Origin of the sequence: Paenochrobactrum sp. BZR 201-1 (genome assembly GCF_044987585.2) — a bacterium.
GTDB classification, from domain to species: domain Bacteria; phylum Pseudomonadota; class Alphaproteobacteria; order Rhizobiales; family Rhizobiaceae; genus Paenochrobactrum; species Paenochrobactrum pullorum.
Window position 1 is genome coordinate 89,149 of the sequence record NZ_JBJDRZ020000012.1, and the last position, 24,478, is coordinate 113,626.

At 48.2% G+C, this 24,478-nt stretch carries 25 protein-coding genes and 1 other RNA gene; 19 read left to right on the top strand and 7 right to left on the bottom strand.

The features are described 5' to 3' along the window. Positions 1-24 precede the first annotated feature (24 nt). On the bottom strand, positions 25-597 hold the full coding sequence (locus ACI0FR_RS09370) for an SspB family protein (protein ID WP_374831786.1): 573 nt from the start codon (positions 595-597) through the stop codon (positions 25-27). 323 nt (positions 598-920) lie between these two features. Here ACI0FR_RS09370 and ACI0FR_RS09375 point away from each other — a divergent pair, with 323 nt between their 5' ends. Then, entirely contained in the window at positions 921-2,138 is a 1,218-nt protein-coding gene (locus ACI0FR_RS09375) for a multidrug effflux MFS transporter (protein ID WP_404906041.1), read from the top strand. A gap of 16 nt (positions 2,139-2,154) precedes the next feature. Here the strand turns inward: ACI0FR_RS09375 and ssrA are convergent. After that, positions 2,155-2,520, bottom strand: a transfer-messenger RNA (tmRNA) gene (gene ssrA, locus ACI0FR_RS09380). A 195-nt stretch (positions 2,521-2,715) separates the two neighbouring features. Between ssrA and ACI0FR_RS09385 the strand changes: the two genes are divergently transcribed. The 7 genes from ACI0FR_RS09385 (at position 2,716) to ACI0FR_RS09415 (ending at position 8,853) form a co-directional block, all read left to right on the top strand. Then, on the top strand, positions 2,716-3,027 hold the full coding sequence (locus ACI0FR_RS09385) for a DUF2853 family protein (protein ID WP_374831790.1): 312 nt from the start codon (positions 2,716-2,718) through the stop codon (positions 3,025-3,027). 142 nt (positions 3,028-3,169) lie between these two features. After that, a complete protein-coding gene (locus ACI0FR_RS09390; protein ID WP_374831792.1) occupies positions 3,170-3,964 on the top strand; it encodes a thymidylate synthase in 795 nt (264 codons plus the stop codon). Then, a complete protein-coding gene (locus ACI0FR_RS09395) occupies positions 3,961-4,485 on the top strand; it encodes a dihydrofolate reductase (RefSeq protein ID WP_374831794.1) in 525 nt (174 codons plus the stop codon). The genes ACI0FR_RS09390 and ACI0FR_RS09395 overlap by 4 nt, the downstream gene beginning before the upstream one ends. 188 nt (positions 4,486-4,673) lie before the next feature. Continuing rightward, complete coding sequence (hflK, locus tag ACI0FR_RS09400; RefSeq protein ID WP_374831796.1) at positions 4,674-5,795, top strand: FtsH protease activity modulator HflK; 1,122 nt, start codon at positions 4,674-4,676, stop codon at positions 5,793-5,795. A 1-nt stretch (position 5,796) separates the two neighbouring features. After that, the gene (gene hflC / locus ACI0FR_RS09405; protein WP_374831798.1) at positions 5,797-6,756 is read left to right on the top strand and encodes a protease modulator HflC; all 960 of its coding nucleotides are present in this window, start codon (positions 5,797-5,799) and stop codon (positions 6,754-6,756) included. A gap of 18 nt (positions 6,757-6,774) precedes the next feature. Continuing rightward, complete coding sequence (locus tag ACI0FR_RS09410; protein WP_404906040.1) at positions 6,775-6,960, top strand: DUF2065 domain-containing protein; 186 nt, start codon at positions 6,775-6,777, stop codon at positions 6,958-6,960. A gap of 252 nt (positions 6,961-7,212) precedes the next feature. Continuing rightward, positions 7,213-8,853: a Do family serine endopeptidase gene (locus ACI0FR_RS09415; protein ID WP_404906039.1), complete on the top strand. Its 1,641-nt coding sequence runs from the start codon at positions 7,213-7,215 to the stop codon at positions 8,851-8,853. Between the two features lie 85 nt (positions 8,854-8,938). Here the strand turns inward: ACI0FR_RS09415 and ACI0FR_RS09420 are convergent, their stop codons facing one another. After that, a complete protein-coding gene (locus ACI0FR_RS09420; RefSeq protein WP_404906038.1) occupies positions 8,939-9,514 on the bottom strand; it encodes a GNAT family N-acetyltransferase in 576 nt (191 codons plus the stop codon). Beyond that, on the bottom strand, positions 9,511-10,410 hold the full coding sequence (gene serB / locus ACI0FR_RS09425) for a phosphoserine phosphatase SerB (RefSeq protein ID WP_404906037.1): 900 nt from the start codon (positions 10,408-10,410) through the stop codon (positions 9,511-9,513). Before serB ends, ACI0FR_RS09420 begins: the two co-directional genes overlap by 4 nt. A gap of 15 nt (positions 10,411-10,425) precedes the next feature. On the opposite strand from serB, the gene miaA reads away from it, so the two are divergent. From miaA to ACI0FR_RS09450, 5 genes are all read left to right on the top strand, one after another. Further along, the gene (gene miaA / locus ACI0FR_RS09430) at positions 10,426-11,316 is read left to right on the top strand and encodes a tRNA (adenosine(37)-N6)-dimethylallyltransferase MiaA (protein WP_404906036.1); all 891 of its coding nucleotides are present in this window, start codon (positions 10,426-10,428) and stop codon (positions 11,314-11,316) included. A gap of 322 nt (positions 11,317-11,638) precedes the next feature. After that, a complete protein-coding gene (locus ACI0FR_RS09435) occupies positions 11,639-13,444 on the top strand; it encodes an acetolactate synthase 3 large subunit (protein WP_404906035.1) in 1,806 nt (601 codons plus the stop codon). A 17-nt stretch (positions 13,445-13,461) separates the two neighbouring features. Further along, positions 13,462-14,034 carry an acetolactate synthase small subunit gene (ilvN, locus tag ACI0FR_RS09440; RefSeq protein ID WP_404906034.1) on the top strand — a complete coding sequence of 191 codons (573 nt, stop codon included), beginning with the start codon at positions 13,462-13,464 and terminating at the stop codon, positions 14,032-14,034. A gap of 77 nt (positions 14,035-14,111) precedes the next feature. Next, on the top strand, positions 14,112-14,708 hold the full coding sequence (locus ACI0FR_RS09445) for a LysE family translocator (RefSeq protein ID WP_374831812.1): 597 nt from the start codon (positions 14,112-14,114) through the stop codon (positions 14,706-14,708). A 59-nt stretch (positions 14,709-14,767) separates the two neighbouring features. Beyond that, positions 14,768-15,895: an ATP-dependent DNA helicase gene (locus tag ACI0FR_RS09450; protein ID WP_374831815.1), complete on the top strand. Its 1,128-nt coding sequence runs from the start codon at positions 14,768-14,770 to the stop codon at positions 15,893-15,895. 2 nt (positions 15,896-15,897) lie between these two features. On the opposite strand, the gene ACI0FR_RS09455 is transcribed toward ACI0FR_RS09450, so the two are convergent. Further along, entirely contained in the window at positions 15,898-16,290 is a 393-nt protein-coding gene (locus ACI0FR_RS09455) for a SpoIIAA family protein (RefSeq protein ID WP_404906033.1), read from the bottom strand. Positions 16,291-16,470: 180 nt separating this feature from the next. On the opposite strand from ACI0FR_RS09455, the gene ACI0FR_RS09460 reads away from it, so the two are divergent. The 6 genes from ACI0FR_RS09460 to ACI0FR_RS09485 all read left to right on the top strand — a co-directional run bounded on the left by ACI0FR_RS09460 (position 16,471) and on the right by ACI0FR_RS09485 (position 23,207). Further along, on the top strand, positions 16,471-17,211 hold the full coding sequence (locus ACI0FR_RS09460) for a pyridoxine 5'-phosphate synthase (RefSeq protein WP_404906032.1): 741 nt from the start codon (positions 16,471-16,473) through the stop codon (positions 17,209-17,211). A 235-nt stretch (positions 17,212-17,446) separates the two neighbouring features. Continuing rightward, entirely contained in the window at positions 17,447-19,354 is a 1,908-nt protein-coding gene (locus ACI0FR_RS09465; protein ID WP_404906178.1) for a potassium transporter Kup, read from the top strand. 186 nt (positions 19,355-19,540) lie between these two features. Further along, the gene (locus tag ACI0FR_RS09470; RefSeq protein WP_374831869.1) at positions 19,541-20,161 is read left to right on the top strand and encodes a TetR/AcrR family transcriptional regulator; all 621 of its coding nucleotides are present in this window, start codon (positions 19,541-19,543) and stop codon (positions 20,159-20,161) included. Positions 20,162-20,222: 61 nt separating this feature from the next. Beyond that, on the top strand, positions 20,223-21,242 hold the full coding sequence (gene ilvC, locus ACI0FR_RS09475) for a ketol-acid reductoisomerase (protein WP_374831821.1): 1,020 nt from the start codon (positions 20,223-20,225) through the stop codon (positions 21,240-21,242). Between the two features lie 220 nt (positions 21,243-21,462). Next, positions 21,463-22,173 carry an NUDIX hydrolase gene (locus tag ACI0FR_RS09480; protein WP_404906031.1) on the top strand — a complete coding sequence of 237 codons (711 nt, stop codon included), beginning with the start codon at positions 21,463-21,465 and terminating at the stop codon, positions 22,171-22,173. Between the two features lie 119 nt (positions 22,174-22,292). After that, on the top strand, positions 22,293-23,207 hold the full coding sequence (locus ACI0FR_RS09485; protein WP_374831825.1) for a PhzF family phenazine biosynthesis protein: 915 nt from the start codon (positions 22,293-22,295) through the stop codon (positions 23,205-23,207). Positions 23,208-23,271: 64 nt separating this feature from the next. On the opposite strand, the gene ACI0FR_RS09490 is transcribed toward ACI0FR_RS09485, so the two are convergent. Beyond that, the gene (locus ACI0FR_RS09490; RefSeq protein ID WP_404906030.1) at positions 23,272-23,715 is read right to left on the bottom strand and encodes a universal stress protein; all 444 of its coding nucleotides are present in this window, start codon (positions 23,713-23,715) and stop codon (positions 23,272-23,274) included. Between the two features lie 166 nt (positions 23,716-23,881). Then, positions 23,882-24,418 carry a hypothetical protein gene (locus tag ACI0FR_RS09495; protein ID WP_404906029.1) on the bottom strand — a complete coding sequence of 179 codons (537 nt, stop codon included), beginning with the start codon at positions 24,416-24,418 and terminating at the stop codon, positions 23,882-23,884. Positions 24,419-24,478 lie beyond the last annotated feature (60 nt).

Consider the following 24,478-nt stretch of genomic DNA (forward strand, 5'->3'; position numbering starts at 1 on the left):
CGAATCCAGTTTAAAGGTTGTTGTTTATTTTTTTCTGAATGAATCAAGTGAAACAACATCCGCACTTGGTTTGTTTTCAGTCGGTTCTTTTGCTTCTTCCTGCTTTTCGGCATCGGCTTTTTTGGTTTTTGCCGAAGATTTGCGGGCAGGTTTTGTTGTTTCCGTTTTTACCGGTTGCGGCTCCAGCACTTCCAGATCGGCAATGACAGCTTCACTATCATTGTCGCCTTCCGGCTCAAGGATGGACACATCAAATTCCAGCTCGAAATTAACCGAAGGATCGTAAAAACCACGGATTGCTGAATAAGGAATGACCAGCTTTTCCGGAATGTCGCCAAAAGACAAGCCAACTTCAAACAGGTGATCGGTGACGACCAGTTCCCAATATTGATGTTGAATGACAATGGTCATTTGTTCGGGGTACTTTTCCCGCAATCTGGACGAGATGCGCACACCTGGTGCACCCGTCAGAAAGGTGATGAAAAAGTGATGATTGCCCGGCAGGCCAGCCTTGGCCACCTCCGCAAGTACCTTACGGATGACGCCTCTCAAGGCTTCCTGAGCAAGAATGTCGTAACGCAGCATATCCTGAACCATAAGTTCCTTATCCCACGGATTCGGCCTTGGATGTCAAGGTGGATTTCATAAGTGAGTGCGAATTTCGTTTCATCTTTTTAATTGGCATGTGTTGAAAAATATATTTCTTTTTTTGAAATTATGCCAGTTTGGTCGTGCTATTTTCGCTTTTATGGATGAAAAAACTGCATTTATGCGACACGATAAAAATATGAGCTTATGACTTTAGTTTTATGCGCCTGTGTGACTTGACGTAACGGTTAACAATTCTTATTTCACAAATCCGTGAGATTGGGGCGATATTATAGCTCTCTCTTATCTTCATTCTGGTGAAAGTCTGTCCTATGCCCCCCGCCGGACTCTTGAGAAATGCTCTTGTTTTGGGCCTGATTTCCGCAATCGGGCCTTTTGCTATTGATATGTATTTACCGGCTTTGCCCAATATCGGAGCTGATCTGAATGCCGAAAGCGGTGCAGTTCAGATGAGCTTGCTCACCTTCTTTATTGCGGCCGCAATCTCGCAGCTTTTTTACGGCCCCTTGTCCGATATGTATGGCCGTAAAGTGCCGCTTTATAGTGGTTTGATGTTGTTCGCTATTGGTTGTATGGGGGCGGCGCTTTCCACAAGCATTGATATGCTGGTCTCATTTCGCTTTTTACAAGGGGTAGGTGCGGCTGCGGGCATGGTCATTCCACGTGCAATCGTACGTGATCTTTATACCGGTGTGGATGCTGCACGCTTGATGTCGTTGCTTATGCTGGTTTTTTCTGTGTCACCAATTATAGCACCTTTGTCCGGCTCGCTGATCATCGACACATATAGTTGGCGTGCGGTGTTCTGGATTGTGCTGGTGGCTGCTATTGCCGGCATTATCTTGCTGGCATTATGGCAAAAGGAAACGCGTCCGGTGGCCGCCAGACTGGAAAGTAATCTGAACTCAGCACTTTCCGGCTATGGTGTTTTGATAAAAGATAGGAATTTTATTGGTCTGGTGATGATTGGCGCCATGTGTATGGGTGGTTTCATGGTTTATCTGGCCAATTCATCATTCGTTTTTATCGAGCAATATGGCTTCACACCACGCGAATATGCGCTGGCTTTTTCGGTTAATGCGATTTCCTTTATCGGTATGTCGCAATTGAATGGCATATTGGCAAGCCGATTTGGCTTGAAGCGGGTTGTATTGTTTTCGGTCAGTTGTGCGGCGATTATCTTGACCGCTATGTTGGTTTTGGTTTTGTCAGGTGCGCATTCCTACTTGATGATTGCAAGTTTCCTGTTTGCAGGTTTCGGCTTTTTAGGATTGGTTATCCCAACCACTGCCGTGCTCGCACTGGAAGATCACGGGAAAATTGCCGGAACAGCTTCCGCTTTGATGGGGACATTGCAGTTTTTGGTGGCGGCCCTTGCAATCGGCATTTCGTCAGTTTTCAGTGACGGAACAATTTTGCCGATGGTGGCCGGTATCACGCTCAGTATCGTGACAGCGTTTGTTTTGACACTGATTGTATTGCGCAAGAAGCCGAAGATGCGTGATCTGCAATCATCGGTGATCGGCTGAATTAGAAATGTGGGAAGGTGGAGGCTTCTGTTGCCAGGTGCCTCCGGACCCCGCCTTAAGGTGCTAACCCTAAGGACTTAGGTTGGGTTTCCCGCACCGCAATTAAGCAGCGAGAGCGTAACCCTGAGCTTTGTTGTCATTTGCAACTACTCGTTTGACCCGATAACGGTGGTATCATGCCGAGTAAAAGAGCGATCTTTACACCCTTGTCGATCCTATTTCGCCCCCGCCACAGCATAGCTGGTTGTTTTAGCTATGTTCTGGTGGAGGCGCCGGGTACCGCCCCCGGGTCCAAATGGTTTATTACACCGTCCGTTTATTACCATAGCTGGCATAAGCCAGCAGAACTTATATAGTCAGGCTTATTCGTGAATGGAAGGGCTGACTTTCATATCAACGTCATTTTTTAGATGATTGTGCATAAAAAATTTGAACACTGACGGATTATGAGAAAGCCGAGGCTTTTTTCATTGACAGAAATAACAGGGTGGTCAATCTTCAAGCTATTACGCGCTTTAAGCTTATAGTGTCTTCATTGATATGGGCGTATAGGCGCTGTTTGAAGGAGAGTAGGTAAATGAGTGACCATCTTGCCGATGTGCGCCGTTATGATGCGGCAGCAGATGAAGCGATTGTAGACAAAATCATCAAACATCTGGGCATTGCATTGCGCAGCCGCGATGCATCTCTGGTTGCAGTAAGCGATCCGGAAGAGCTTAAGCGCGTGCGTGAAAGCTGGATTGGACGTAAGCTTGGTGTGACTGACGAAGCAAAAGCTGATGCAGCTATTGCCCATGTGGCAGAAGTGATGAAGGGCGACCGTAATAAAAATCGCGTTACCTTCTATTATCTGACTGCAAAGCAGCTGGGTCTTCTCGGCTCTCTTTAATCTGATATAGCAGATAGCTTTAATTCGTTTTAGCTTATATGAGACTTGCAAAGCTCTAGCCGCGTGACTCGGTTAGAGCTTTGCTGTTTCTATATTTAAAATACGAATCGATATGAGCCTAACCGAGCAGGAGAGCCCATCCATGCAAACCTATCTTAACCTGTTGAGCCATGTGCTAGCGAATGGTATTGATCGCGGTGATCGTACCGGCACTGGTACACGATCGGTTTTTGGTTATCAGATGCGATTTGATCTGGCAGAGGGGTTTCCTGTTTTAACGACCAAAAAGCTGCATTTGCGCTCGATCATCCATGAACTTTTATGGTTTCTCAAAGGCGATACCAATATCGCTTATTTGAAAGAAAACGGTGTTTCGATTTGGGATGAGTGGGCTGATGAAAACGGTGATCTGGGCCCTGTTTATGGCGCGCAGTGGCGTTCGTGGCCCGCACGTGATGGTGGTTCTATCGACCAAATCAGCAATCTTTTGCACATGATCAAAACCAATCCGCAGTCACGGCGTTTAATTGTTTCAGCGTGGAATCCGGCTTTAGTGGATGAAATGGCCTTACCGCCATGCCATTGTCTTTTTCAATTTTATGTGGCGAACGGCAAGTTGTCGTGCCAGCTATATCAACGCTCTGCCGATATTTTTTTGGGCGTGCCTTTTAATATCGCTTCTTATGCTTTACTGACCATGATGATTGCACAGGTTTGCGGGTTGGAAGCCGGTGACTTTGTTCACACCCTTGGTGATGCGCATCTTTATGCCAATCATTTCGAGCAGGCTAAGTTGCAATTGACCCGTACACCGAAAGTGCTGCCGGTAATGACAATGAACAAGCAAGTGAAAGATTTGTTTGCTTTCACTTTCGATGATTTCAAGCTGGAAGGCTATGAAGCTGATCCAACTATCAAGGCACCGATTGCGGTATGAGTAAAATAATTAAAATATCTATGGTCGTTGCAGTCTCGCAAAATCGAGTTATCGGCAAAGATAATGATATGCCGTGGCGTCTATCAACCGATTTGAAGCGTTTTAAAACGCTGACATTGGGTAAACCGGTAATTATGGGGCGCAAAACATGGGACTCTATTGGTCGCCCGTTGCCCGGACGATTGAATGTAGTGATTACCCGCAATGCGGATTTTGCGCCTGAAGGTGCGACAGTCGTCCATTCGCTGGAAGCCGCAATTGATGTGGCCAAAAAACAGCTTCAAGAAACAGATATAGACGAGATTTGCATCATCGGTGGTGGCAATATTTATCGTCAGGCATTGCCGATGGCGGATATGGTATATTTGACCCATGTGCTCGCCGATATTGAGGGTGATACAGATTTTCCGGAGCTTGATCCGGCTGAGTGGCAGGAGGTTTCAAGCGAAGATGTACCTGCTGGTGAAAAAGACAATTACCCGACACATTTTTGCGTTTATCAACGCAAAAATGCCGTTTGACGGGTAGATGCAGGCCCTAAGGTTGATTTCTTGAATAAAACGGAGTTTTTTAGCCCGATATTGCTCAAGAACAGCTTTAATTTACACGGCTTGCGTTGAAAGAGCGTAGATTGATCCCTATAAACGGGTAAGTCCATTTGAAGTCGGGAGGTCATTCATGCCTCTTGCATATCAAACGAGAGGTAAGGATGCCCTGGAGCAATCAAAATGGCGGCGGCCCGTGGGGAAGCGGCGATAATAACAATAATGGCGGACCGTGGGGCCAAGGCCCTCAGAAGCCAAAGGGTAATGGCCCTAATACGCCACCTGATCTGGAGGATATTTTACGCAAAGGTCAGGATCGTCTGAAAAAGGCGTTTCCGGGTGGCGGCGGCGGAACAGGTGCTGGCGGTAATTCCTTCTTTATCATTTTGATAGTGATTATTGCTTTTGCATTCTGGATTTTTCAGGCGGTTTATACCGTGCAGCCGGATGAGCTTGCAGTAGAGTTGCGTTTTGGTAAGCCAAAGGAAGAAATTTCCGAACCAGGTTTGCATTTCCATTTGTGGCCGATTGAAACTTATGAAAAAGCTGAAATCGTAGAAAAGCAGATCAATATTGGCGGGCAGGGTTCACGCACAGCCACACAAGGCCTGATGCTTACCGGTGACCAAAACATTGTTAATGTTCAGTTCTCCGTACTTTACCGTGTGGATAATCCGCGTGATTACCTCTTCAACGTGCAAAATCCCGACAACATGGTACAGCAGATTTCTGAAAGTGCGATCCGTGAAATCGTTGGTCGTCGTCCGGCACAAGACGTCTTCCGTGATAATCGTAGCGTGATTGCACAGGATGTCCGCACAATTGTGCAGCAGACATTGGATGATTATAAAGCCGGTATTCAGATTAATGCGGTTTCCATTGAAGATGCAGCGCCGCCACGTGAAGTGGCTGATGCTTTTGATGAAGTGCAGCGCGCCGAACAGGATGAAGATCGTTTTGTAGAAGAATCCAACCAGTATTCCAACCAGAAGCTTGGTCAGGCTCGCGGTGAAGCAGCACAGGTTCGTGAAGATGCGGCTGCTTATAAAAACCGTATCGTGCAGGAAGCAGAGGGTGAGGCACAGCGCTTTATCTCTGTTTATGACGAATATGTGAAAGCACCGGAAGTAACCCGCAAACGTCTTTATCTGGAAACTATGGAGCAAGTGCTGCAAGGCACCAAGAAAATTATCGTAGAGCCGGGTCAGGGTATCGTGCCTTATCTGCCATTGAATGAATTGACGCGTTCAAACGGTCAGGCACGCAATAATGAAGGAGCGCAATAAGATGGCTCAGAACAGATTTCCGTTAATTGCTGGTCTGATCGCAGTCATTGCATTGCTGGCCTATTCTTCTGTGTTCATCGTTAATGAGCGTCAGCAGGCGATTGTCTTGCGCTTTGGTCAGATCGTTGATGTAAAAGAAGAGCCGGGTATTTATTTCAAGCTGCCATTTGGCTTTTTGGAAGCGGACAATGTGCAGATGATTGATGACCGTCTGTTGCGCTTTGATCTGGATGATATCCGCGTGCAGGTTGCTGGCGGTAAATTCTATGATGTGGACGCTTTCCTTGTGTATCGTATTACTGATGCACGTAAATTCCGTCAGACGGTCTCCGGTAATACCGTTCTGGCTGAACAGCGTTTGCGTACACGTCTGGATGCCGCTCTTCGTAGCGTTTACGGTCAGCGTGGCTTTGAAGCAGCGCTTTCTGAAGAACGTTCAGGCATGATGCGTGAACTGCGTGACCAGCTGCGTCCTGATGCAACATCGCTGGGGCTGACGATTGTCGATGTACGTATCCGTCGTACGGATCTGACAGCTGAAGTGTCACAGCAGACTTTTGAGCGTATGAAGGCAGAACGTCTGGCTGAAGCCGAGCGTTTGCGTGCGCGTGGTCGTGAAGCTGCACAGCGTATTCGTGCGGTGGCAGAGCGTCAGGTTGTGGAAACCATTGCCGAAGCGCGTAAGGAATCGGAAATCCTTCGCGGTGAGGGCGAAGCAGAACGCTCAAGGATCTTTGCCGAATCCGCTTCCCGTGATGCAGAATTCTTCTCATTCTACCGTTCGATGTCGGCTTATGCACATGCATTGCAGACACCGGATACCAGTATGGTGATTTCACCTGATTCAGAGTTCTTCCGCTTCTTCCGTGATGCCGGAACTGCAAAGCCTGCCGTTGATGCCGAAGCAGCACCAGCCGTGCGTGATGCAGCGGGCGAAACTTCTGCCGCTCCTGCACAATAAGTGCGTCAGGTTTAAGTGATGAATGATTTTTTAGCCGCCGTAGGACTTCTCCTCGTATTTGAGGGGCTGCTCTACGGCGGCTTTCCTTTAATTGCAAAACGTATGGCTTGGGATGTGACCCAAGCACCCGAACAGGCTTTGCGTTTGGCCGGTATCATTGCGATTGCAACTGGTGTGGGTATTGTCTGGTTGGTACGCGGCTAATTTTTAATGCCCGTTCTGCCCTTTTTCACGATACGCCTTAATCCTGCTGGAATGCGGGATCAGAAAAAATACTAAAAAATCAAAATGTCTCATGACATGGCCTCATTGAGAATGTGTTGTGCATAGAGCGGGGCATTGTTAATTTATGCACTTTATGGCTGCTGCTTATTGAATGTTGCTTTGTTAAAGTTTTAGCATTCAGTTAGCGTGTCAGTGATTGAATATGGGATTTGAATATTGGAGCAGGGCTTTATGGTATCCGCACTTAAAACAGGATTGGTTCGCAACACGATTATTGCGCTGAGCCTGACAGCTCTGGCTCTGCCATTTGATATTGCATTCAATCAGGCTGTGGCGCAGTCGACGGCTGCGGAACTTCACGCCAAAGGTAAAGGCCCTGCATCGGTTGCCGATCTTGCTGAAGGCTTGATTGACGCCGTGGTTAATATTTCCACGTCGCAGACGATTAAAGGTGAGGGCGACGGTGTTATTCAGGTGCCGGATGTACCGGAAGGTTCACCATTTCAGGAATTCTTCGACGATTATTTCAAGAAAAAAGATCAGAATGGCGGTGATGAGCGATCCGGCAAAGTGCAGTCATTGGGCTCCGGCTTTGTCGTCGATGCGGATAAAGGTTTTATCGTTACCAACAATCACGTGATTGCGGATGCCGATGAAATCATCGTCAATTTCAATGATGGCAGCAAATTGAAAGCTGAGCTTGTCGGCACCGATACTAAAACCGATATTGCCCTTTTGAAAGTGGATCCGAAGAAACGCAAGCTGGTTGCGGTACAATTGGGGCATTCGGAAACTGCCCGCATTGGTGATTGGGTGATGGCTATTGGTAACCCGTTCGGCCTTGGCGGTACGGTGACGGTTGGCATTATTTCGGCGCGAAAACGCGACATTAATTCCGGCCCTTATGATAGTTTTATCCAAACCGATGCAGCGATCAACCGTGGTAATTCCGGTGGCCCACTTTTTGATATGGATGGCAATGTCATCGGGATCAATACGGCGATTATTTCGCCATCCGGTGGTTCGATTGGTATCGGCTTTGCAATTCCATCAGAAATTGCGGCTAGCGTTTTAGATCAGCTGAAAGAGTTTGGCGAAGTGCGCCGTGGTTGGCTTGGTGTGCGTATCCAGCCGATCAGCGATGATATGCTGGAAAGCCTCAGTCTTAAAGAAGTGAAAGGCGCACTGGTTGCCGGTCTGATTGATGGTGCCGAGGTTGACAACAAAGCGCTGAAAGCCGGTGACGTGATCTTAAGTTTTGATGGCAAGGCGGTAGAGGCCGCTCGCGACCTGCCGCGTCTTGTGGCGGAAAGTGCCGTTGATGATGTGGTTGATATTGTCATCCAGCGTGATGGCAAAGAGCAGACTGTTAAAGTGAAGCTTGGCCGTATGGTCGAGAGTGACAAGGCATCTTCTTCCGTGGATGAGGAAGATGAAGAGATGATGGATGGTGACGAGCTGGAAACAGAAGATCAGGCGCTGCCGCCAGCGCTTGCACCATCACAAGAAGATGCTGAGACAAGTGGTGATAAGGTAATTGATCCGACGAAGCCTGAAGCGCCCGCTGCGCCTGCCATAAACGTTTTGGGTATGAAGCTTGGTATGTTGGATGATGATATGCGCGGCATCTATGGTATTGATGATGAGGTGGAGGGCGTTGTGGTGCAGGATGTGGTACCAAATTCAGCGGCTGCCACAAAGCGTATTGAAGCCGGTGAAGTTATTGTCGATATCGGGCAGGAAGTGATGAAAACCCCGCAAGATGTGAAAAAGCGCATTGAAGCGTTGCAACGTCAGGGGCGTAAAAATGCTTTGATTATGCTCGCCTCACGCAGTGGCGAATTGCGTTTTGTGACCATCCGTATCGATTAATTGCATCAGACTATACAAAAAAGCCGCCGAAACGATCAAGGTTTCCGGCGGCTTTTTTATTGTTTTTACAGTGCGTTAAACGTGATTACTCAGAATGTGATTCACGTTTTTGCAAGAATTCATCGCGGCTCATCACATAGGTGACATGGGGCTGCAACTGCGGATAGTCGTCACTGACATTAGGATGAGAGAAATCACGTGTCTGGTCATAATTCATGCCGATACGTTTCATCACTGCGGTGGAACGCTCATTATTATGAACGGCAAATGAGACGATCTCGTCTAAGTTTTTTTCCATAAAGCCATATTCGAGCAGCGCATTTGCAGCTTCACTGACATAGCCTTTGCCCCATGTTTCAGGGATCAGACGCCAGCCGATTTCTACGGTACCATCTTTAAAAAATGGCTCCATATGTGTTTCGGCAAGCCCGCAAAACCCGATGCATTCGCCATTGTCTTTTCGCTCTAATGCGTAAAAGCCGTAGCCAGTATCGACAATCATTTTATAGAAGCGATCATAGAGCTGGTCAGATTCTTCACGATTGCGACGGAAAGGGAAAAACTCCATGATTTGATCATCGTGGTTGAGACGATGCATCAATTCCCGGTCTTTTTCGCGCCAATTGCGGATAATCAGTCGTTCAGTTTCAAGGATAATCATTTGACAAAATCCGTTTTTCGATAGCCCTGAATATAGAGAAGGGCGGTCATGTCACCATAATTTACAACCATCTCTGCTTGTGCGGCAACCGATGGTTTGGCGTGCAGTGCGACACCACTGCCGGCAAGCTGCAACATGCCAAGATCATTGGCACCATCGCCGACAGCAATCGCTTCAGCCACGGAAATGCCAAGACGTGCGGAAATATCTTCCAAGCGCTCGACTTTGGCTTCACGACCTAAAATCGGATCGCTGACTTCACCCGTGAGGAGACCTTCATGGGTGAGCAATGTATTGGCACGGTGTTCATCAAAGCCGACCATCTCTGCAATTACATTAGTGAAGGCAGTAAAGCCGCCGGAGACAAGTGCGGTATAAGCACCATGTTTTTTCATGGTGCGCACCAGTTCAGTGCCGCCCGGCATCAAGGTGATGCGATTGGCAATGACGTGATCAATCACGGAAAAGGAAAGACCTTTAAGAAGTGCCACGCGTTCACGCAAAGCTGGTTCAAAAGCAATTTCCCCATTCATGGCGCGTGCTGTGATACCTGCCACTTGATCGCGAAAACCGGCCTCTTCGGCCAGTTCGTCGATGCATTCCTGCTGGATCATGGTAGAATCCATATCTGCCAGCAGCAATTTCTTGCGTCTGGTTTCTTGTGGCTGCACAATAATATCGATTGGTTCGTCGCCGATTATAAGTGCTAGTTCACTTTTGGCTTGTTCAATGGTGATGTCTTTGGGTAAAGCCAGATCACAAGCAATGCCATCTGCCAGCCAGTAAAGACCGCTTGCCTTTACTGCTTCTGACGCTTTACTGCCGAGACTTGCGGTGAGAGCATGCACTTCAGGGTTGGAAATCAGAGTAGCAACAAGTGGCGCAGACGATGACATGGAGCAATACCTGTAATGAGTGAAGCAGTTAAGAATGCTATCCTGATAGCCGGAGCAACCGCCAGCGGCAAGTCAGCTCTTGCACTCAAACTGGCAAAAGAACACGGTGGCTTCATTGTAAATACAGATTCCATGCAGGTCTATGATGTTTTGGATCGTTTGACTGCGCGGCCACCAGAAGAAGACTTGGCTAAAGCCCAGCATTATTTATATGGTCATGTGCCGCCATCGGTTACTTATTCGACCGGCAAATGGCTCGATGATGTGAAATCCTTATTGGCGCGGCCGGAAAACCAAGGTCGGGTGCCGGTCTTTGTAGGCGGAACAGGGCTTTATTTTCGCGCTCTTGTGGGTGGCTTGTCGCAAATTCCTGATGTACCGGATGATATCCGTCAATATTGGCGCAGCCGGATGGAAGATGAGGGCGCAGAAAATCTGCACAAGATTCTATCCGAAATTGATCCGGAAATGGCAGCAAGTCTGATGCCCGCCGATGGTCAACGCATTTTGCGTAGCCTCGAGATTATCAAAGCCACCGGAAAGTCATTGCTTTATTGGCAAAAGCAGACAGGCCAAGCTTTGGTGGATGAAAAGGCGGCACAGAAATTTGTGGTCACACAGGAGCGTCCGGTTTTGCGCGAGCGGATTGCTGATCGCTTTGCTCTGATGTGGGATGGTGGCGCGCAAGATGAAGTCGCCAAGCTGATGGCCTTGCAGCTTGACCCGAGCTTGCCTGCCATGAAAGCGATTGGTGTACGCGAGATTGCTGACTATCAGGCTGGGCACTTGAGCCGCGAATGCGCGATTGAACTGGCGGTGACAGCTACGCGCCAATATGCCAAACGTCAAAGCACGTGGTTCCGCAATCAGTTGGATGAAAGCTGGAAGATTTACCGTCCTGATTGATGAAAAAACGGGCCTGATTGATGAAAAAACGGGGTTTTGCCGGTCGGATTGGAATGATGCAGCAAGATGTACGTAATTTTCATGCGAATTTTGCGATTTTTTTAATATTTATTTGAATTTATGCGTTGACCTTCGCAAAAGCCGTGATTACTGTTCACTCATGAAAAAGTTTATTATTCTTGTGGTGGTAAGGCGCATGGGCAGGGTGGTGTAACCATCCGGCGAAAGCTCCCATGCGCGAAAGACAGGCTCCCTAAAGGGAGCCTTTTTTATTATCAAAATACAACGGCAGATTAAGTGAACACAGACAGGAACTAAGGAAATGACTGCAGGTAAACGCGAGGCGGGCACGGGTTCGACAGAACAACGGGAAATGACCGGAGCTGAAATGGTCATTCAGGCCATGATCGACCATGGTGTGGAACATATTTTCGGCTATCCCGGCGGTGCTGTCCTTCCTATCTATGACGAGCTTTTCCAGCAGGATCAGGTGCAGCATATTCTGGTGCGTCACGAGCAGGGTGCCGGTCATGCGGCTGAAGGTTATGCGCGTTCTACCGGCAAGCTCGGCGTGATGCTGGTAACCTCCGGCCCTGGTGCCACCAATGCGGTGACCCCTTTGCAGGATGCTTTGATGGATTCCGTCCCGCTGTTGTGCATTTCCGGTCAGGTGCCGACCTCATTGATCGGTACGGATGCGTTTCAGGAAGCTGATACCATCGGCATCACCCGTCCTTGCACCAAGCACAACTGGCTGGTGAAAGACGTCAACGACCTGTCTCGTATCCTGCATGAAGCTATCCATGTGGCGACTACGGGCCGTCCCGGGCCTGTTCTGGTTGATATTCCTAAAGATATTCAGTTCGCGACCGGTATCTACACACCACCACAAACTTCGCCGCGCACCAGTTATCGTCCGGTTTTAAACGGCGACACCCGTGATATCGCGCAAGCCGTTGAAATGCTGTTGAAGGCGAAAAAGCCGGTCATCTACAGCGGTGGGGGTGTTATCAATTCCGGAGTTGCTGCTTCCAAGTTACTGCGCGAATTGGTCGAGCTTGGCAATTTCCCGATCACTTCAACGCTGATGGGTTTGGGTGCTTATCCGGCGTCGGGCGATAATTGGCTTGGCATGCTCGGTATGCATGGTACTTATGAAGCCAATATGACCATGCATGATTGTGATGTGATGCTGTGTGTTGGTGCGCGTTTTGATGACCGTATCACCGGACGTCTGGATGCTTTCTCGCCGTTTTCGAAGAAAATTCACATTGATATTGATGCGTCTTCCATCAATAAAACCGTTCGTGTTGATCTGCCGATTATCGGCGATGTCGCGCATGTTCTGGAAGATATGAACCGTCAGATTCGTGCGTCCTCCACAAGCCAAGACAAGAATGCGCTTGGCGGCTGGTGGGATCAGATTAAGCGTTGGCGTGCCCGTAACTCATTGGCATATAAGCCGAATAATGATGTTATTATGCCGCAATATGCGCTGGAACGTTTGAATGAGCTGACTAAAAAGCACAAAACATTTATCACCACTGAAGTTGGGCAGCATCAGATGTGGGCAGCGCAGTTTATCCATTTTGACGAGCCGAACCGCTGGATGACATCGGGGGGCTTGGGCACGATGGGCTATGGTCTGCCGGCAGCGTTAGGCGTGCAGATTGCCCATCCGGATGCCTTAGTGATTGATGTGGCCGGCGATGCGTCTATCCAGATGTGTATTCAGGAAATGTCTGCCGCCATTCAGCATGGTGCGCCGATCAAGATTTTTATTTTGAATAACCAATATATGGGTATGGTGCGTCAATGGCAGCAATTGCTGCATGGCAACCGTTTGTCTCATTCTTACACCGAAGCCATGCCTGATTTTGTTAAATTGGCAGAAGCTTATGGCGCGCATGGTATCCGTTGCGACAAGCCATCGAAACTGGATGCAGCCATTGAAGAAATGATTGCCGTCAACAAGCCGGTGATCTTTGATTGCCGTGTGGCTAATCTAGCCAACTGTTTCCCGATGATTCCATCTGGTAAAGCGCATAATGAAATGCTTTTGCCGGATGAAGCAACGGATGAAGTTGTTGCCAATGCCATTGATGCTGAAGGTCGTTTGCTCGTTTGAGCCGGAGGGAAGATATTATGAATGCACAAAATCTAGCATCCGGTTCCGCATATTTCATTGCGACCGAAACACAGACACCAGAAACCCACACTTTGGCCGTTCTGGTTGATAACGAACCGGGCGTTCTTGCCCGCGTGATTGGTCTTTTCTCCGGTCGTGGCTATAATATTGAAAGCCTCACCGTGTCGGAAACCGAACATGAGCAGCATTTGTCGCGCATTACCATCGTGACACGTGGGACACCGCATGTGCTCGATCAGATCCGTCATCAGCTGGAGCGCATTGTACCGGTTCACCGCGTGGTTGATTTGAGCCATCGCGCAGTTGAGCTTGGCTATGACCGTCCGATTGAGCGTGAACTGGCACTGATCAAAGTGGCTGGCAAAGGTGAAGCACGCGCTGAGACTTTGCGTTTGACCGACGCATTCAATGCGAAAATCGTTGATGCAACGACCGAGCATTTCATTGTGGAAATTACCGGCAAAACTGCCAAGGTGGATCAGTTTATTTCACTGATGAAGCCGCTTGGATTGGTGGAAGTTTGCCGTACCGGTGTTTCTGCCATGAACAGGGGCCCGCAAGGCATGTAAGTTTTTTATAAAAGGTGGCTGTATGTGCATGTTTCATGCAGCCAGCTTTTTTGCGCCCGCGGGAGGGCACCAGCGCTATGTCTGCTGAAATATTTTTGACCCTTGCAGTTTTTGCCTTTGCGACTTCAATCACACCCGGGCCCAACAACCTGATGCTGTTGGCATCGGGCGTAAATTTTGGTTTTCGCCGTACGCTACCGCATATGATCGGCATCGGTGTTGGCTTTTTCGTGCTGCTGATTGGTATCGGTTTGGGGCTTGGCGCCTTGCTGGAAATGGTGCCGCCGCTTTATCTGGCGCTAAAATTTGCCGGTGGGGCTTATATGCTTTATCTGGCCTGGAAAATTGCCACCTCCACGAGTGTTGGCGAAAGCAAAAAGGCGGATGGCAAGCCGATGAGCTTTTTGCAGGCGGCTGCTTTTCAATGGGTAAACCCGAAAGCATGGGTGATGGGTGTTACCGGCATTGCCACTTATGTCAGTCACGATAATTACTGGCTGTCACTATTGCTGGTGAGCGTAGTTTTTGCGCTGGTTAATTTTCCTAGCGTTTCCTTATGGGCGGGGTTTGGCACTTTGCTGCGTAATTGGCTTTCTGATCCGGTGAAGCTTAAAATTTTCAATATTGTGATGGCCCTGCTTTTAGTAGCCAGTCTTTGGCCGATGTTAAAATAATCTTCACTCTTTGTTCCGGTTGGTCTTGCCCTTACGCGGCGAATCCTGTCTGAAGGGGTATGCAGTTTTCACCGGAACAAGATCAGGCTCTTCAGGAAGTCGAAAAATGGTTGAAAGCGGGTCGTAGCCCGATCTTTCGCCTGTTCGGCTATGCGGGGACTGGTAAGACAACATTGGCGCGCTATTTTGCTGAACACGTCGACGGCGATGTTCAGTTCGCAGCCTTTACAGGTAAGGCCGCGCAGGTTTTGCGCAGCAAAGGTGCGAGCAATGCCCGTACCCTTCATTCGCTGATTTATCGCCCTAAAGGCGAAGAGGCGATTGAGGATGAAACAACGGGTAAAACATCCATTGCGCCGACATTTTCATTGAACCGTCAAAGCCCTGTGGCCAAAGCCAGCATGATTGTTGTTGACGAATGCTCGATGGTTGATGAGCAATTGGGACGCGATTTGATGTCTTTCGGCACACCGATTTTGGTGCTGGGTGATCCGGGTCAGCTGCCTCCGATTTCCGGTGGCGGCTTTTTCACCGAACATGAGCCGGATTATCTGCTGACTGAAATTCACCGGCAAGCGCGCGATAACCCGATTATCCAGATGGCGCTCGATGTGCGGGAAGGGCGTGATCTGGCTTATGGCGATTATGGCCGTGCACGGGTGATTTCTAAATCACAAGTCGATCAGGCGGAAGTGCTGGCAGCCGATCAGGTATTGGTTGGTACCAACAGAACGCGCAAACGCTATAATCAGCGCCTGCGTGAGTTGAAAGGCTTCACAGCCGATTATCCGCAAGCGGGCGACAAGCTTGTCTGTTTACGCAATGATCCGGCCAAAGGCTTGCTCAATGGCTCATTGTGGAAAGTGATGACTTCATCACGCGAGACCGTGAAGCCGGGCATTAATCTTTTGGTGTCGCCGGAAGATGACGAGCCGGGTCGCGGCGTTGCCAAGATCAAACTATTGAAAGCACAATTTGAAGATCCGGATACGGAAATTCCTTGGAGCACCAAAAAGCGCTTTGATGATTTTGATTATGGCTATGCTTTGACCACCCATAAGGCGCAGGGTTCGCAGTGGAATAATGTGGTGTTGTTTGACGAAAGCTATGCCTTTCGCGATACGCGCGAGCGCTGGCTTTATACTGCTATCACCCGCGCGGCTGAACAGTTGATCATCGTCAAATAAGTTCAAACGGGTTTGGCGTTAAGCCAAGCCCAAGCCTCGCTCTCGTCGTCTGCATTGAAAGCTCTGATTTCGACGGAGAGAAATGGCTGCACCAGTGCGATGCTGGCCTCAAGCCATAATGGCCCGTTGATCACAGCGTATTTTTTAAGATGCTTGAGTGCATCATTGCGTAAATCCTGAGTTGTTTGCGAAAACAGAGTTGGCCAATCTACACCTTCATAATCCACAAGCCGGATCAGAAGGTCGATAGCTTCATGCTGGCTGTAAGCACCGGTAAGCAAGCCATAGATGTTTTCCACTTCTGCACTGGTGATATGGCCCGCTATTTCATAAGCGAATAAATCATCCCGGTTGGTTTCAATTTTGCGGATGGCTGAAACAGTGTCATTACGCATACAACTTCTCCTTGTGCTAAGTGATAACAGTGTGAGGGCAGGAAATGGCATTCTCGTGGCATAGCAAGACGGCTGAAAACCGGCTTTCGCTAAAAACCTTGCCCCAATATAGCATCATTGACCAATGGATGCGGGGTTTGTAATCAAGTCCCACTTGAACTGATAAAGACAGGGGCGGTTATGTCGGCAAAATTATCTGTAAATATGAATGCTATCGCCATGTTGCGCAATCGACGTGATTTGCCATGGCCAAGTGTTACAGGACTAGGGCGCATTGCTTTAGCTGCTGGCGCTTGCGGGTTGACCGTGCATCCGCGCCCTGATCAACGTCATATCAGATTTTCTGATCTGACTGATATTCGTGCACTTTTGGATGATGAGTTTCCGCAAGCCGAATTTAATGTTGAAGGTTATCCGAGCGAGGACTTTCTGGAACTGGTGGAAAAGCATCAGCCGGAGCAGGTGACATTGGTGCCTGATGATCCGGCGCAATCCACCTCCGATCATGGTTGGGATTTTGATAAAAGTGCAGAAACATTGGTGCCTGTCATTGCACGTTTGAAGGCGCAGCATATACGTGTGTCGCTGTTTGTTGATCCGACCGAAAAGGGTCTCGACATTGCGAAACACTTGGGCGCGGATCGGGTGGAGTTTTTCACCGGCCCTTATGGCGCCTGTTACGATCAGCCGCAAAAGGCTTTAATTGAATTGGAACAGCTGCGTCTGGCGGCTGCCAAAGCTGATAGTCTGGGTTTGGAAATCAATGCTGGACATGACTTGACTGTCGAGAATATTACAGCGCTAACTATGGTTATTCCATCTTTAAAAGAGGTGTCTATCGGTCATGGTTTGACGGCAGATGCTTTGATTTACGGAATGGAGGCAAGCGTTAAGCGCTTTATCGCTGCTTTGGAAAGTTGAGTATTAAACTTTCACCCAATTACTTAAGTTTGTTTGACATGGCCTGTACGTTGTAGAGACGTGCAGGCCATTTGTTTAAATAAATGCATTTTTTTACGGAACGAATTTTTATGTCGTTTGTTAACGGTCTTGGCGCTTGCAGGCAGACTATAAATATGTATGCCTATCTTAGCCAAGCTGCATTACTTTATTTATAAGGCGTCAGAGCATGAACAGCGGAAGCAGTTTTTCGCATATGTCTCAACCACCACGTTTTGAAAATGATGATCTGGAGATCGACAATCCAAAGCCGGATTCGATGCGGCTTTTAATTCTCGGTGCTTTGGGTGTGGTTTATGGCGATATCGGCACCAGTCCGATTTATGCTTTTCGTGAAGCGTTGTGTGCTGCAAGCGGTGATGATGCGATCGAACGCGCTGATATTTTAGGCGTTGTCTCACTAATTTTTTGGGCTTTGACGCTGGTTGTGACCGTCAAATATGTGCTCTTTGTTTTGCGCGCCGATAATAACGGTGAGGGCGGTATTTTATCGCTGATGGCGCTGGTGCAAAGCGGCGTTAAAAAATATCCGGATATTATTTTAGGCGTCGGGATTTGTGGGGCGGCACTTTTCTTTGGTGATGCGGTTATTACGCCAGCCATCTCCGTTCTATCCGCCGTTGAAGGATTGGAAATAGTTGCTCCCAATTTAAGTCATTTTGTCGTGCCGATTACGGTAGCCATTTTGTTGGTGCTTTTTGCTATTCAAAAATACGGCACTGGCAGAGTGGCAATCATCTTTGGCCCCATAATGCTGATATGGTTTTTGGCTTTAGGCGGATTTGGCCTGTATCATATTTTTGATGACCCATCGGTGATGGCTGCATTAAACCCTTATTTTGCTTTACATTTCTTAATTTCCAGCCCTGCAACGGCTTTTATCACCGTAGGCGCCGTGTTTTTGGCGATGACTGGTGCGGAAGCATTATATGCCGATCTGGGGCATTTTGGCGTTAAGCCGATTGTGCGCGCTTGGATTTGGGTTGTTTTCCCATGTCTGTTGCTCAATTATTTCGGGCAGGCCGCTTTTGTATTTTCTCATGGTAGTATGCCGGATCTGCCATTTTATCAGATGTTGCCGACATTTGCGCTTTGGCCGATGGTGATTTTGGCAACCCTTGCCACCGTGATTGCCAGTCAGGCTGTGCTAAGCGGTGCTTTTTCGGTGGCGCGCCAAGCCGTGCAGATGGGACTGCTGCCGCGACTTGAAATTCAGCACACATCAGAAAAACTGCATGGACAGATTTATATTCCTAAAGTGAATTTAGTGATCGGCCTTACGGTGATTTTGCTGGTTTTTGGTTTTGAAAAATCCAGTAATCTGGCTTCTGCTTACGGGATAGCCGTCACGGGCAATATGCTGGTGACCACCAGCCTGTTCTTCTTTGTGATGTCCAAAGTGTGGAAATGGCGTTTGGCTGTTGTTGTGCCGTTGATCGCTGGTTTTCTGGTAATTGATCTGCTCTTTTTCACCGCAAATATTTTTAAAGTTTTGGATGGGGGTTGGGTATCATTGCTGATGGCAATGCTCGTTGGTCTGACCATGTGGACATGGGTGCGTGGCTCGCGGTTGTTGCTGGCTAAAACCCGTAAAAGCGAGGTGGAGCTTGAGGCTGTTGTAAAGCAACTGGATAAGAAACCACCATTATTGGTGCCCGGCACTGCGGTTTTCCTGACCAGCAATTTGCATTCGGCGCCCACAGCACTGCTGCATAGTTTGAAACATTATAAGGTTTTGCATGAAAGTAATGTTTTTCTCACTATTGCGACAGTGCATAAACCTTGGGTCAAAGCGGCCGACCGCGCCCGTGTTTCGCAATTTAATGAGCGCTTCATGCAGGTGACGTTGAGCTTTGGCTATATGCAGCAGCCGAATATCCCGCGTGCTTTGGGGGCTTGCCGCAAACTTGGCTGGAAATATGACATCATGACCACGTCTTTTTTCTTGTCACGGCGTACATTAAAAGCCTCACCGCAATCAGAAATGCCGCTTTGGCAGTCTAAATATTTCATTATATTGGCGCGCAGCGCTGCCGATGCGACGCAATATTTCCATATTCCGACAGGACGTGTGGTGGAAATCGGGACACAGGTGAATATCTAAAGAGCTTAGCGTAATAAAATTTCAAAATTTAGCTGAAATGTAAAACACCCTTGACGCGTGTGGAATCTCCTTTTATGAATAAGAACCGTACCGTACGGTACAGATTGAGATCTGGAGGGGTTCTGATCCATCATGTCAGCAGAAGATACGCAAAACAGTTCAATGCATAATGAAGCCGCAGATAATATGCGTGCTGAATTTTCGCATGGATTGTCGCCGCGTCAGAACGATGTTCTGGAGCAGGCCTTGCGTTTGCTGGTGGAAGGGGGCGACCGTGCGCTGACGACATCAGGTATTGCGCGTGCCGCCAATTGCTCGAAAGAAAGCCTTTATAAATGGTTTGGCGATCGTGATGGTTTGCTGACTGAAATGGTGCGCTGGCAAGCATCCAAAGTGCGGGTTGTGCCGGTGGCGCGTGAAAAGCTGGACGCAGAAGCGCTTTTTTCAACGCTCGAACATTTTGCCCGTGACTGGTTGTTGGTTTTGTCTGGCGAGACTTCCATTGCTTTGAACCGTTTGGCGGTCAGTCATGCAGGTTCGGGTAAGTCCGCCTTGGGGCGTATAGTTGTGGCCAACGGCCCCGCTGCAATGGCTGCGCGTTTGAAGCCGGTTTTAACCATGGGGCAGGAAGCGGGCTTGCTTTCTTTTGATGATGCAGATGAAGCTTTCCGGACATTTTTCGGTCTGGTTGTACGTGACATACAAATTCGTTTGCTGCTGGGGGATGAGCGCAAACTGGATGATGCTGAAGTTATTCGTGATGCCAGACGGGCAACACGACAGTTTTTTGCCCTCTACGGGGCATAGAGGAACGGCGACCGCAAGGAAGCCTTAAAAGATAACACGCTTTAACAAAGGGACACTTAAAATGCGCGTTTATTATGATAGTGATGCCGACGTAAACCTGATCAAAACCAAGAATGTTGTTATTGTTGGTTATGGTTCACAGGGTCGTGCACACGCACTGAACTTGAAAGATTCCGGTGCAGAAAAAATCCGCATTGCACTGCGTGAAGATTCAGCAACCGTTGCTAAAGCTAAAGCTGACGGCTTTGAAGTTATGAATGTTGCAGATGCAGCCAAATGGGCTGATCTGATGATGATGGCGACCCCTGACGAGTTGCAGGCCGACATCTATAAAGATCATATCCATGCTAATCTGCGTGACGGTGCAGCGATTGCTTTCGCACACGGTCTGAACGTTCATTTCGGTCTGATCGAAACGAAAAAGACCGTTGACGTTGTGATGATTGCGCCTAAGGGCCCTGGCCACACCGTGCGCGGCGAATATCAGAAAGGTGGCGGCGTTCCTTGCCTCATTGCTATCCATCAGGATGCTTCCGGCAATGCGCATGATCTGGCTTTGTCATATGCTTCAGGCGTTGGCGGCGGTCGTTCCGGCGTTATCGAAACCACTTTCAAAGAAGAGTGCGAAACCGACTTGTTTGGTGAACAGGCCGTTCTTTGCGGCGGTGTTGTTGAACTCATCCGCACTGGCTTTGAAGTTCTGGTTGAAGCAGGTTACGCACCTGAAATGGCTTACTTTGAGTGCTTGCACGAAATGAAGCTGATTGTTGACCTGATCTATGAAGGCGGTATCGCCAACATGAACTACTCGATCTCCAACACTGCTGAATGGGGTGAGTATGTTTCGGGTCCACGCGTGATCAATGCTGAAACCAAGCAGGAAATGAAGCGCATTCTGCATGATATTCAGACTGGTAAGTTTACCTCTGACTGGATGCAGGAATATAGAGCTGGTGCATCCCGCTTCAAGGGTATCCGCCGTATGAACGACGATCACCAGATCGAAGAAGTTGGTGCAAAGCTGCGTGGTATGATGCCATGGATTGCTAAGAACAAACTGGTTGACAAAACCCGCAACTAATTCGTTATTTTCGCGGCTATGCCGCGAGGGTGATCGCTAAGAACAAGCTGGTTGATAACACCCGTAACTAATTTTGCAGTTTTTGCATGATTGAAAGCCGCCCTGTCTTTTCAATAAGGCAGGGCGGTTTTTTATTGTCTGATATCTATTTGGACAATCACCGTTTAAATTTTCAAACACAGTGCGCTATGGTGCAGCATCAATTGAATGGGATAAATCAATGGATCAATGCCGTGAAAATACCGTTTATAAAGCCACACAAATTGATGTGCGCATTGTGGATGGGCCGCTTGATTATGCAGTGCAACACCGTGAGGCGATTGCGGAAAACTGGCAGCAGGAAGTGAAAAGACAGTCGGCGCTTTTTAACGGCGAACTTTATCTGGCGCCTGAAGCGCGGTTTGAAAATGGTGTTTTTGAAGCAGGTTTTATCCGCGATTTTTATGCGACATTGATGTATTGGCGCAAAGATCAGGAACCGGTGCGCCCTTGGCATATTTTCGGTATCGGGGTGATCGTCTCATCCGATAATGTTCTTATCGCGGCGCGTATGGGAGGCTCGACGGCTGCCGCATCCCGCATCTATTTTCCTGCCGGTTCGATTGATGATCATGATGTGAAAAACGGCTTCGTTGATTATGATTTTAATATGCACCGTGAGGTTAAAGAAGAAACAGGGCTGGATTTGAAAGATGCACAGGCAGAGGAGGGCTATATACTTGTCACCGGAAATCGCTCGGTTGCTTTGTTCAAACGTCATTATTTTGACAAAACAGCAGCAGAACTGACGGCGCAAATTCGTGAGACATTAGCAGCACAAGTCAAGCCGGAACTTGATGATGTTATTGCTGTTTCGGCGGCGGGAATGATGGGCGAGGACACCCCCACATATGTACGTGCTTTTGCGGATTGGCATTTTAGCGATAAATAAACTCTAAGCAGTGGATGACATTGTAAGAAAATCGGGTATCTATAGAGGCGCGACGGAGTGGCGTTATTCTATTGAATAGAGCGCCTCTGATTTCGACAGATTTGTGAGGCAATTACCGGATGTCATCTGCAAGATTTTATGAAATCTACGATGTTTTCACCGATAAGGCTTTGGCCGGAAATCCACTTGCTATCGTTCATGATGCACAAGGGTTGACGGATGCGGAAATGCTTTCCATCGCACGCGAGTTTAATTTATCGGAAACGGTATTTATTTGCGAGGCTGATAATCCGCAGCATAGGGCAGCAATCAGAATTTTTACGCCTGGTTTTGAGCTGCCATTTGCCGGTCATCCGACCGTTGGCACCGCCATTTCGCTGGTGGAAAGATTGCAAAATCAAGCGCAAGTTGATCAGATAATTGTTCTGGAAGAAAAAATCGGTCTGGTGCGCTGTGTCGTCAATAGGCAGGAAAAAGTAAGTTTTGCCGAATTTGATTTGCCGCAATTGCCTAAACAGTTGGAAATTAAAATCGAGCGTGAAGAAGCCGCTGCTGCCATCGGCCTTGGTGCACATGAGGTTGGTTTTGAAAATCATGTGCCGGGTGTGTGGAGTGCAGGTGCACCTTATCTGATGATACCGGTTGCCAATATGATTGCTGCCGCCAAAGTTTCTATTGATCCAGTTTTTGTGCGTGAAAATCTGGCGAATGTAAACGGGCGTTCATTGCCTGTTTATATTTATTGCCGCGATACGCGTTTGTTTGACAGTGATTATCACGCCAGAATGTTTGTAACTGAAGGCAATGTTTATGAAGATCCGGCGACCGGCTCGGCTGTTGCTGCTTTTTCCGGGGTCGTGCATAAATTTGATCAGCCGCTTGATGGCATTGCGCAATTATGGATCGAACAGGGCATCGAGATGGGGCGCCAGTCGCGCATCCGTCTGGAGCTGGAGGTTAAACAGCAGATTTTAATCAATGCGCGTATTGGCGGCAGTGCGGTTAAAGTTGCTGACGGGCATCTTTATTTGTGACAAAAATAAAGAAGAGCAGCTCTTGGAACTGCTCTTTTCATTGATAATTTGATTTTTTTGATAATCAACGAACGACCAGAACCGGTACTTGGCTCATATTGATGACTTCATTGGTCTGGCTGCCGAGCAACATGCGCTTCAAGCCGGTGCGGCCATGTGATGCCATCACGATCAAATCACAGCCAAGTTGCTTCGAAGCTTCCAAAATAGCATCGGCGGCTGAAATATTACTCATATGCAGTGTATCAACCTTGATGTTCAATCCGTCAGCGCGCTGCTTGGCTTCATTCAGCGTTTTGTCGGCATAATCTTTCCATTCTTGATCATACTGGTCAATGAAAGCCTGCGTGTCTGTCCAGCCGCCCGGCAAACCGGAAATGGTATATGGCGATGTGACAGTGATGATGGTGGCTTTACTATTGAGCTTCTGTGCCAGATTCAAACCCTGCTCGACTGATTTTTCGGAGTGAGCGGAACCGTCTGTGGTGATGAGAATATGATTATACATGGGACTACCTTTTTATCGCTCGGATAAAATGCTGTTCTTTACAGGCTGTAGCAATGATTATAATCAATGAAACAGCTATTTTCTGACGACTTAAACTATGTTTTATAAAACATCTGCTCAGTCATTAAAAAAAGCGAGGCTTGACGAAGCCTCGCTTTAAAATCAATCAGGATGCGTTTTTCTGGCGATTGTCGATTTTTGCCTGTGCCACGCTTGCTGCTTTTTTCTGACGGCCACGTTCCATAGGGTTGATCAGATTTTTTGCACGGATGGCAGCGGTATCTTTAACGCCTTTATGAGCGTGACGTGTGTTGAAAGGCGTTTTGGTGTCGGCTGCGGCCTTTTTAAGTTCCAATGCATGTTCGGCATTGGCGATAAGCTCAAGATGAGCAGCCATTTGCTGACGACGCTGGTTTTCCGCATTCAAACGGCTCATTGCCATGGCCAGAACGCGGACTTTCAAGCGGGAGCCGTCATCAGCTGTAGATGGCGTCGTGCCACGCGGTGCCGAACGGCCTTTCATTTCGCGGCGGCGTTGATTAGCAGCTGTTTTTGCTTTTTCACGGCGTTCGCGTACCAGTTTAATCAAAGATTTAAGTTCAGCATCAGAAAGGTCTTGAAGCTCAGGGTGGCGCGATTTTGAAACAAGCTCAAGCTCATCTTTATTCAGCGCGCGGTCTTCATCTTTACGGGTGATGGCCATTATTTATTTCCTTTCCGTTCATTTGATGCGCAATTAAATTTAACACATGTTGAAGCATTA

Bases quoted from the DNA above. Each gene is read 5' to 3' on its own strand.
- ACI0FR_RS09470 (WP_374831869.1), top strand. From the start codon at position 19,541: ATGCGTGCTGAATTTTCGCATGGATTGTCGCCGCGTCAGAACGATGTT.
- ACI0FR_RS09480 (WP_404906031.1), top strand. From the start codon at position 21,463: ATGGATCAATGCCGTGAAAATACCGTTTATAAAGCCACACAAATTGAT.
- serB (WP_404906037.1), bottom strand. From the start codon at position 10,410: ATGTCATCGTCTGCGCCACTTGTTGCTACTCTGATTTCCAACCCTGAA.
- ACI0FR_RS09395 (WP_374831794.1), top strand. From the start codon at position 3,961: ATGAGTAAAATAATTAAAATATCTATGGTCGTTGCAGTCTCGCAAAAT.
- ACI0FR_RS09435 (WP_404906035.1), top strand. From the start codon at position 11,639: ATGACTGCAGGTAAACGCGAGGCGGGCACGGGTTCGACAGAACAACGG.
- ACI0FR_RS09370 (WP_374831786.1), bottom strand. From the start codon at position 597: ATGGTTCAGGATATGCTGCGTTACGACATTCTTGCTCAGGAAGCCTTG.
- ilvN (WP_404906034.1), top strand. From the start codon at position 13,462: ATGAATGCACAAAATCTAGCATCCGGTTCCGCATATTTCATTGCGACC.
- ACI0FR_RS09485 (WP_374831825.1), top strand. From the start codon at position 22,293: ATGTCATCTGCAAGATTTTATGAAATCTACGATGTTTTCACCGATAAG.
- miaA (WP_404906036.1), top strand. From the start codon at position 10,426: ATGAGTGAAGCAGTTAAGAATGCTATCCTGATAGCCGGAGCAACCGCC.
- ACI0FR_RS09420 (WP_404906038.1), bottom strand. From the start codon at position 9,514: ATGATTATCCTTGAAACTGAACGACTGATTATCCGCAATTGGCGCGAA.
- hflC (WP_374831798.1), top strand. From the start codon at position 5,797: ATGGCTCAGAACAGATTTCCGTTAATTGCTGGTCTGATCGCAGTCATT.
- ilvC (WP_374831821.1), top strand. From the start codon at position 20,223: ATGCGCGTTTATTATGATAGTGATGCCGACGTAAACCTGATCAAAACC.
- ACI0FR_RS09415 (WP_404906039.1), top strand. From the start codon at position 7,213: ATGGTATCCGCACTTAAAACAGGATTGGTTCGCAACACGATTATTGCG.
- ACI0FR_RS09410 (WP_404906040.1), top strand. From the start codon at position 6,775: ATGAATGATTTTTTAGCCGCCGTAGGACTTCTCCTCGTATTTGAGGGG.
- ACI0FR_RS09385 (WP_374831790.1), top strand. From the start codon at position 2,716: ATGAGTGACCATCTTGCCGATGTGCGCCGTTATGATGCGGCAGCAGAT.
- ACI0FR_RS09495 (WP_404906029.1), bottom strand. From the start codon at position 24,418: ATGGCCATCACCCGTAAAGATGAAGACCGCGCGCTGAATAAAGATGAG.
- ACI0FR_RS09450 (WP_374831815.1), top strand. From the start codon at position 14,768: ATGCAGTTTTCACCGGAACAAGATCAGGCTCTTCAGGAAGTCGAAAAA.
- ACI0FR_RS09455 (WP_404906033.1), bottom strand. From the start codon at position 16,290: ATGCGTAATGACACTGTTTCAGCCATCCGCAAAATTGAAACCAACCGG.
- ACI0FR_RS09460 (WP_404906032.1), top strand. From the start codon at position 16,471: ATGTCGGCAAAATTATCTGTAAATATGAATGCTATCGCCATGTTGCGC.
- ACI0FR_RS09465 (WP_404906178.1), top strand. From the start codon at position 17,447: ATGTCTCAACCACCACGTTTTGAAAATGATGATCTGGAGATCGACAAT.
- ACI0FR_RS09390 (WP_374831792.1), top strand. From the start codon at position 3,170: ATGCAAACCTATCTTAACCTGTTGAGCCATGTGCTAGCGAATGGTATT.
- ACI0FR_RS09375 (WP_404906041.1), top strand. From the start codon at position 921: ATGCCCCCCGCCGGACTCTTGAGAAATGCTCTTGTTTTGGGCCTGATT.
- ACI0FR_RS09445 (WP_374831812.1), top strand. From the start codon at position 14,112: ATGTCTGCTGAAATATTTTTGACCCTTGCAGTTTTTGCCTTTGCGACT.
- ACI0FR_RS09490 (WP_404906030.1), bottom strand. From the start codon at position 23,715: ATGTATAATCATATTCTCATCACCACAGACGGTTCCGCTCACTCCGAA.
- hflK (WP_374831796.1), top strand. From the start codon at position 4,674: ATGCCCTGGAGCAATCAAAATGGCGGCGGCCCGTGGGGAAGCGGCGAT.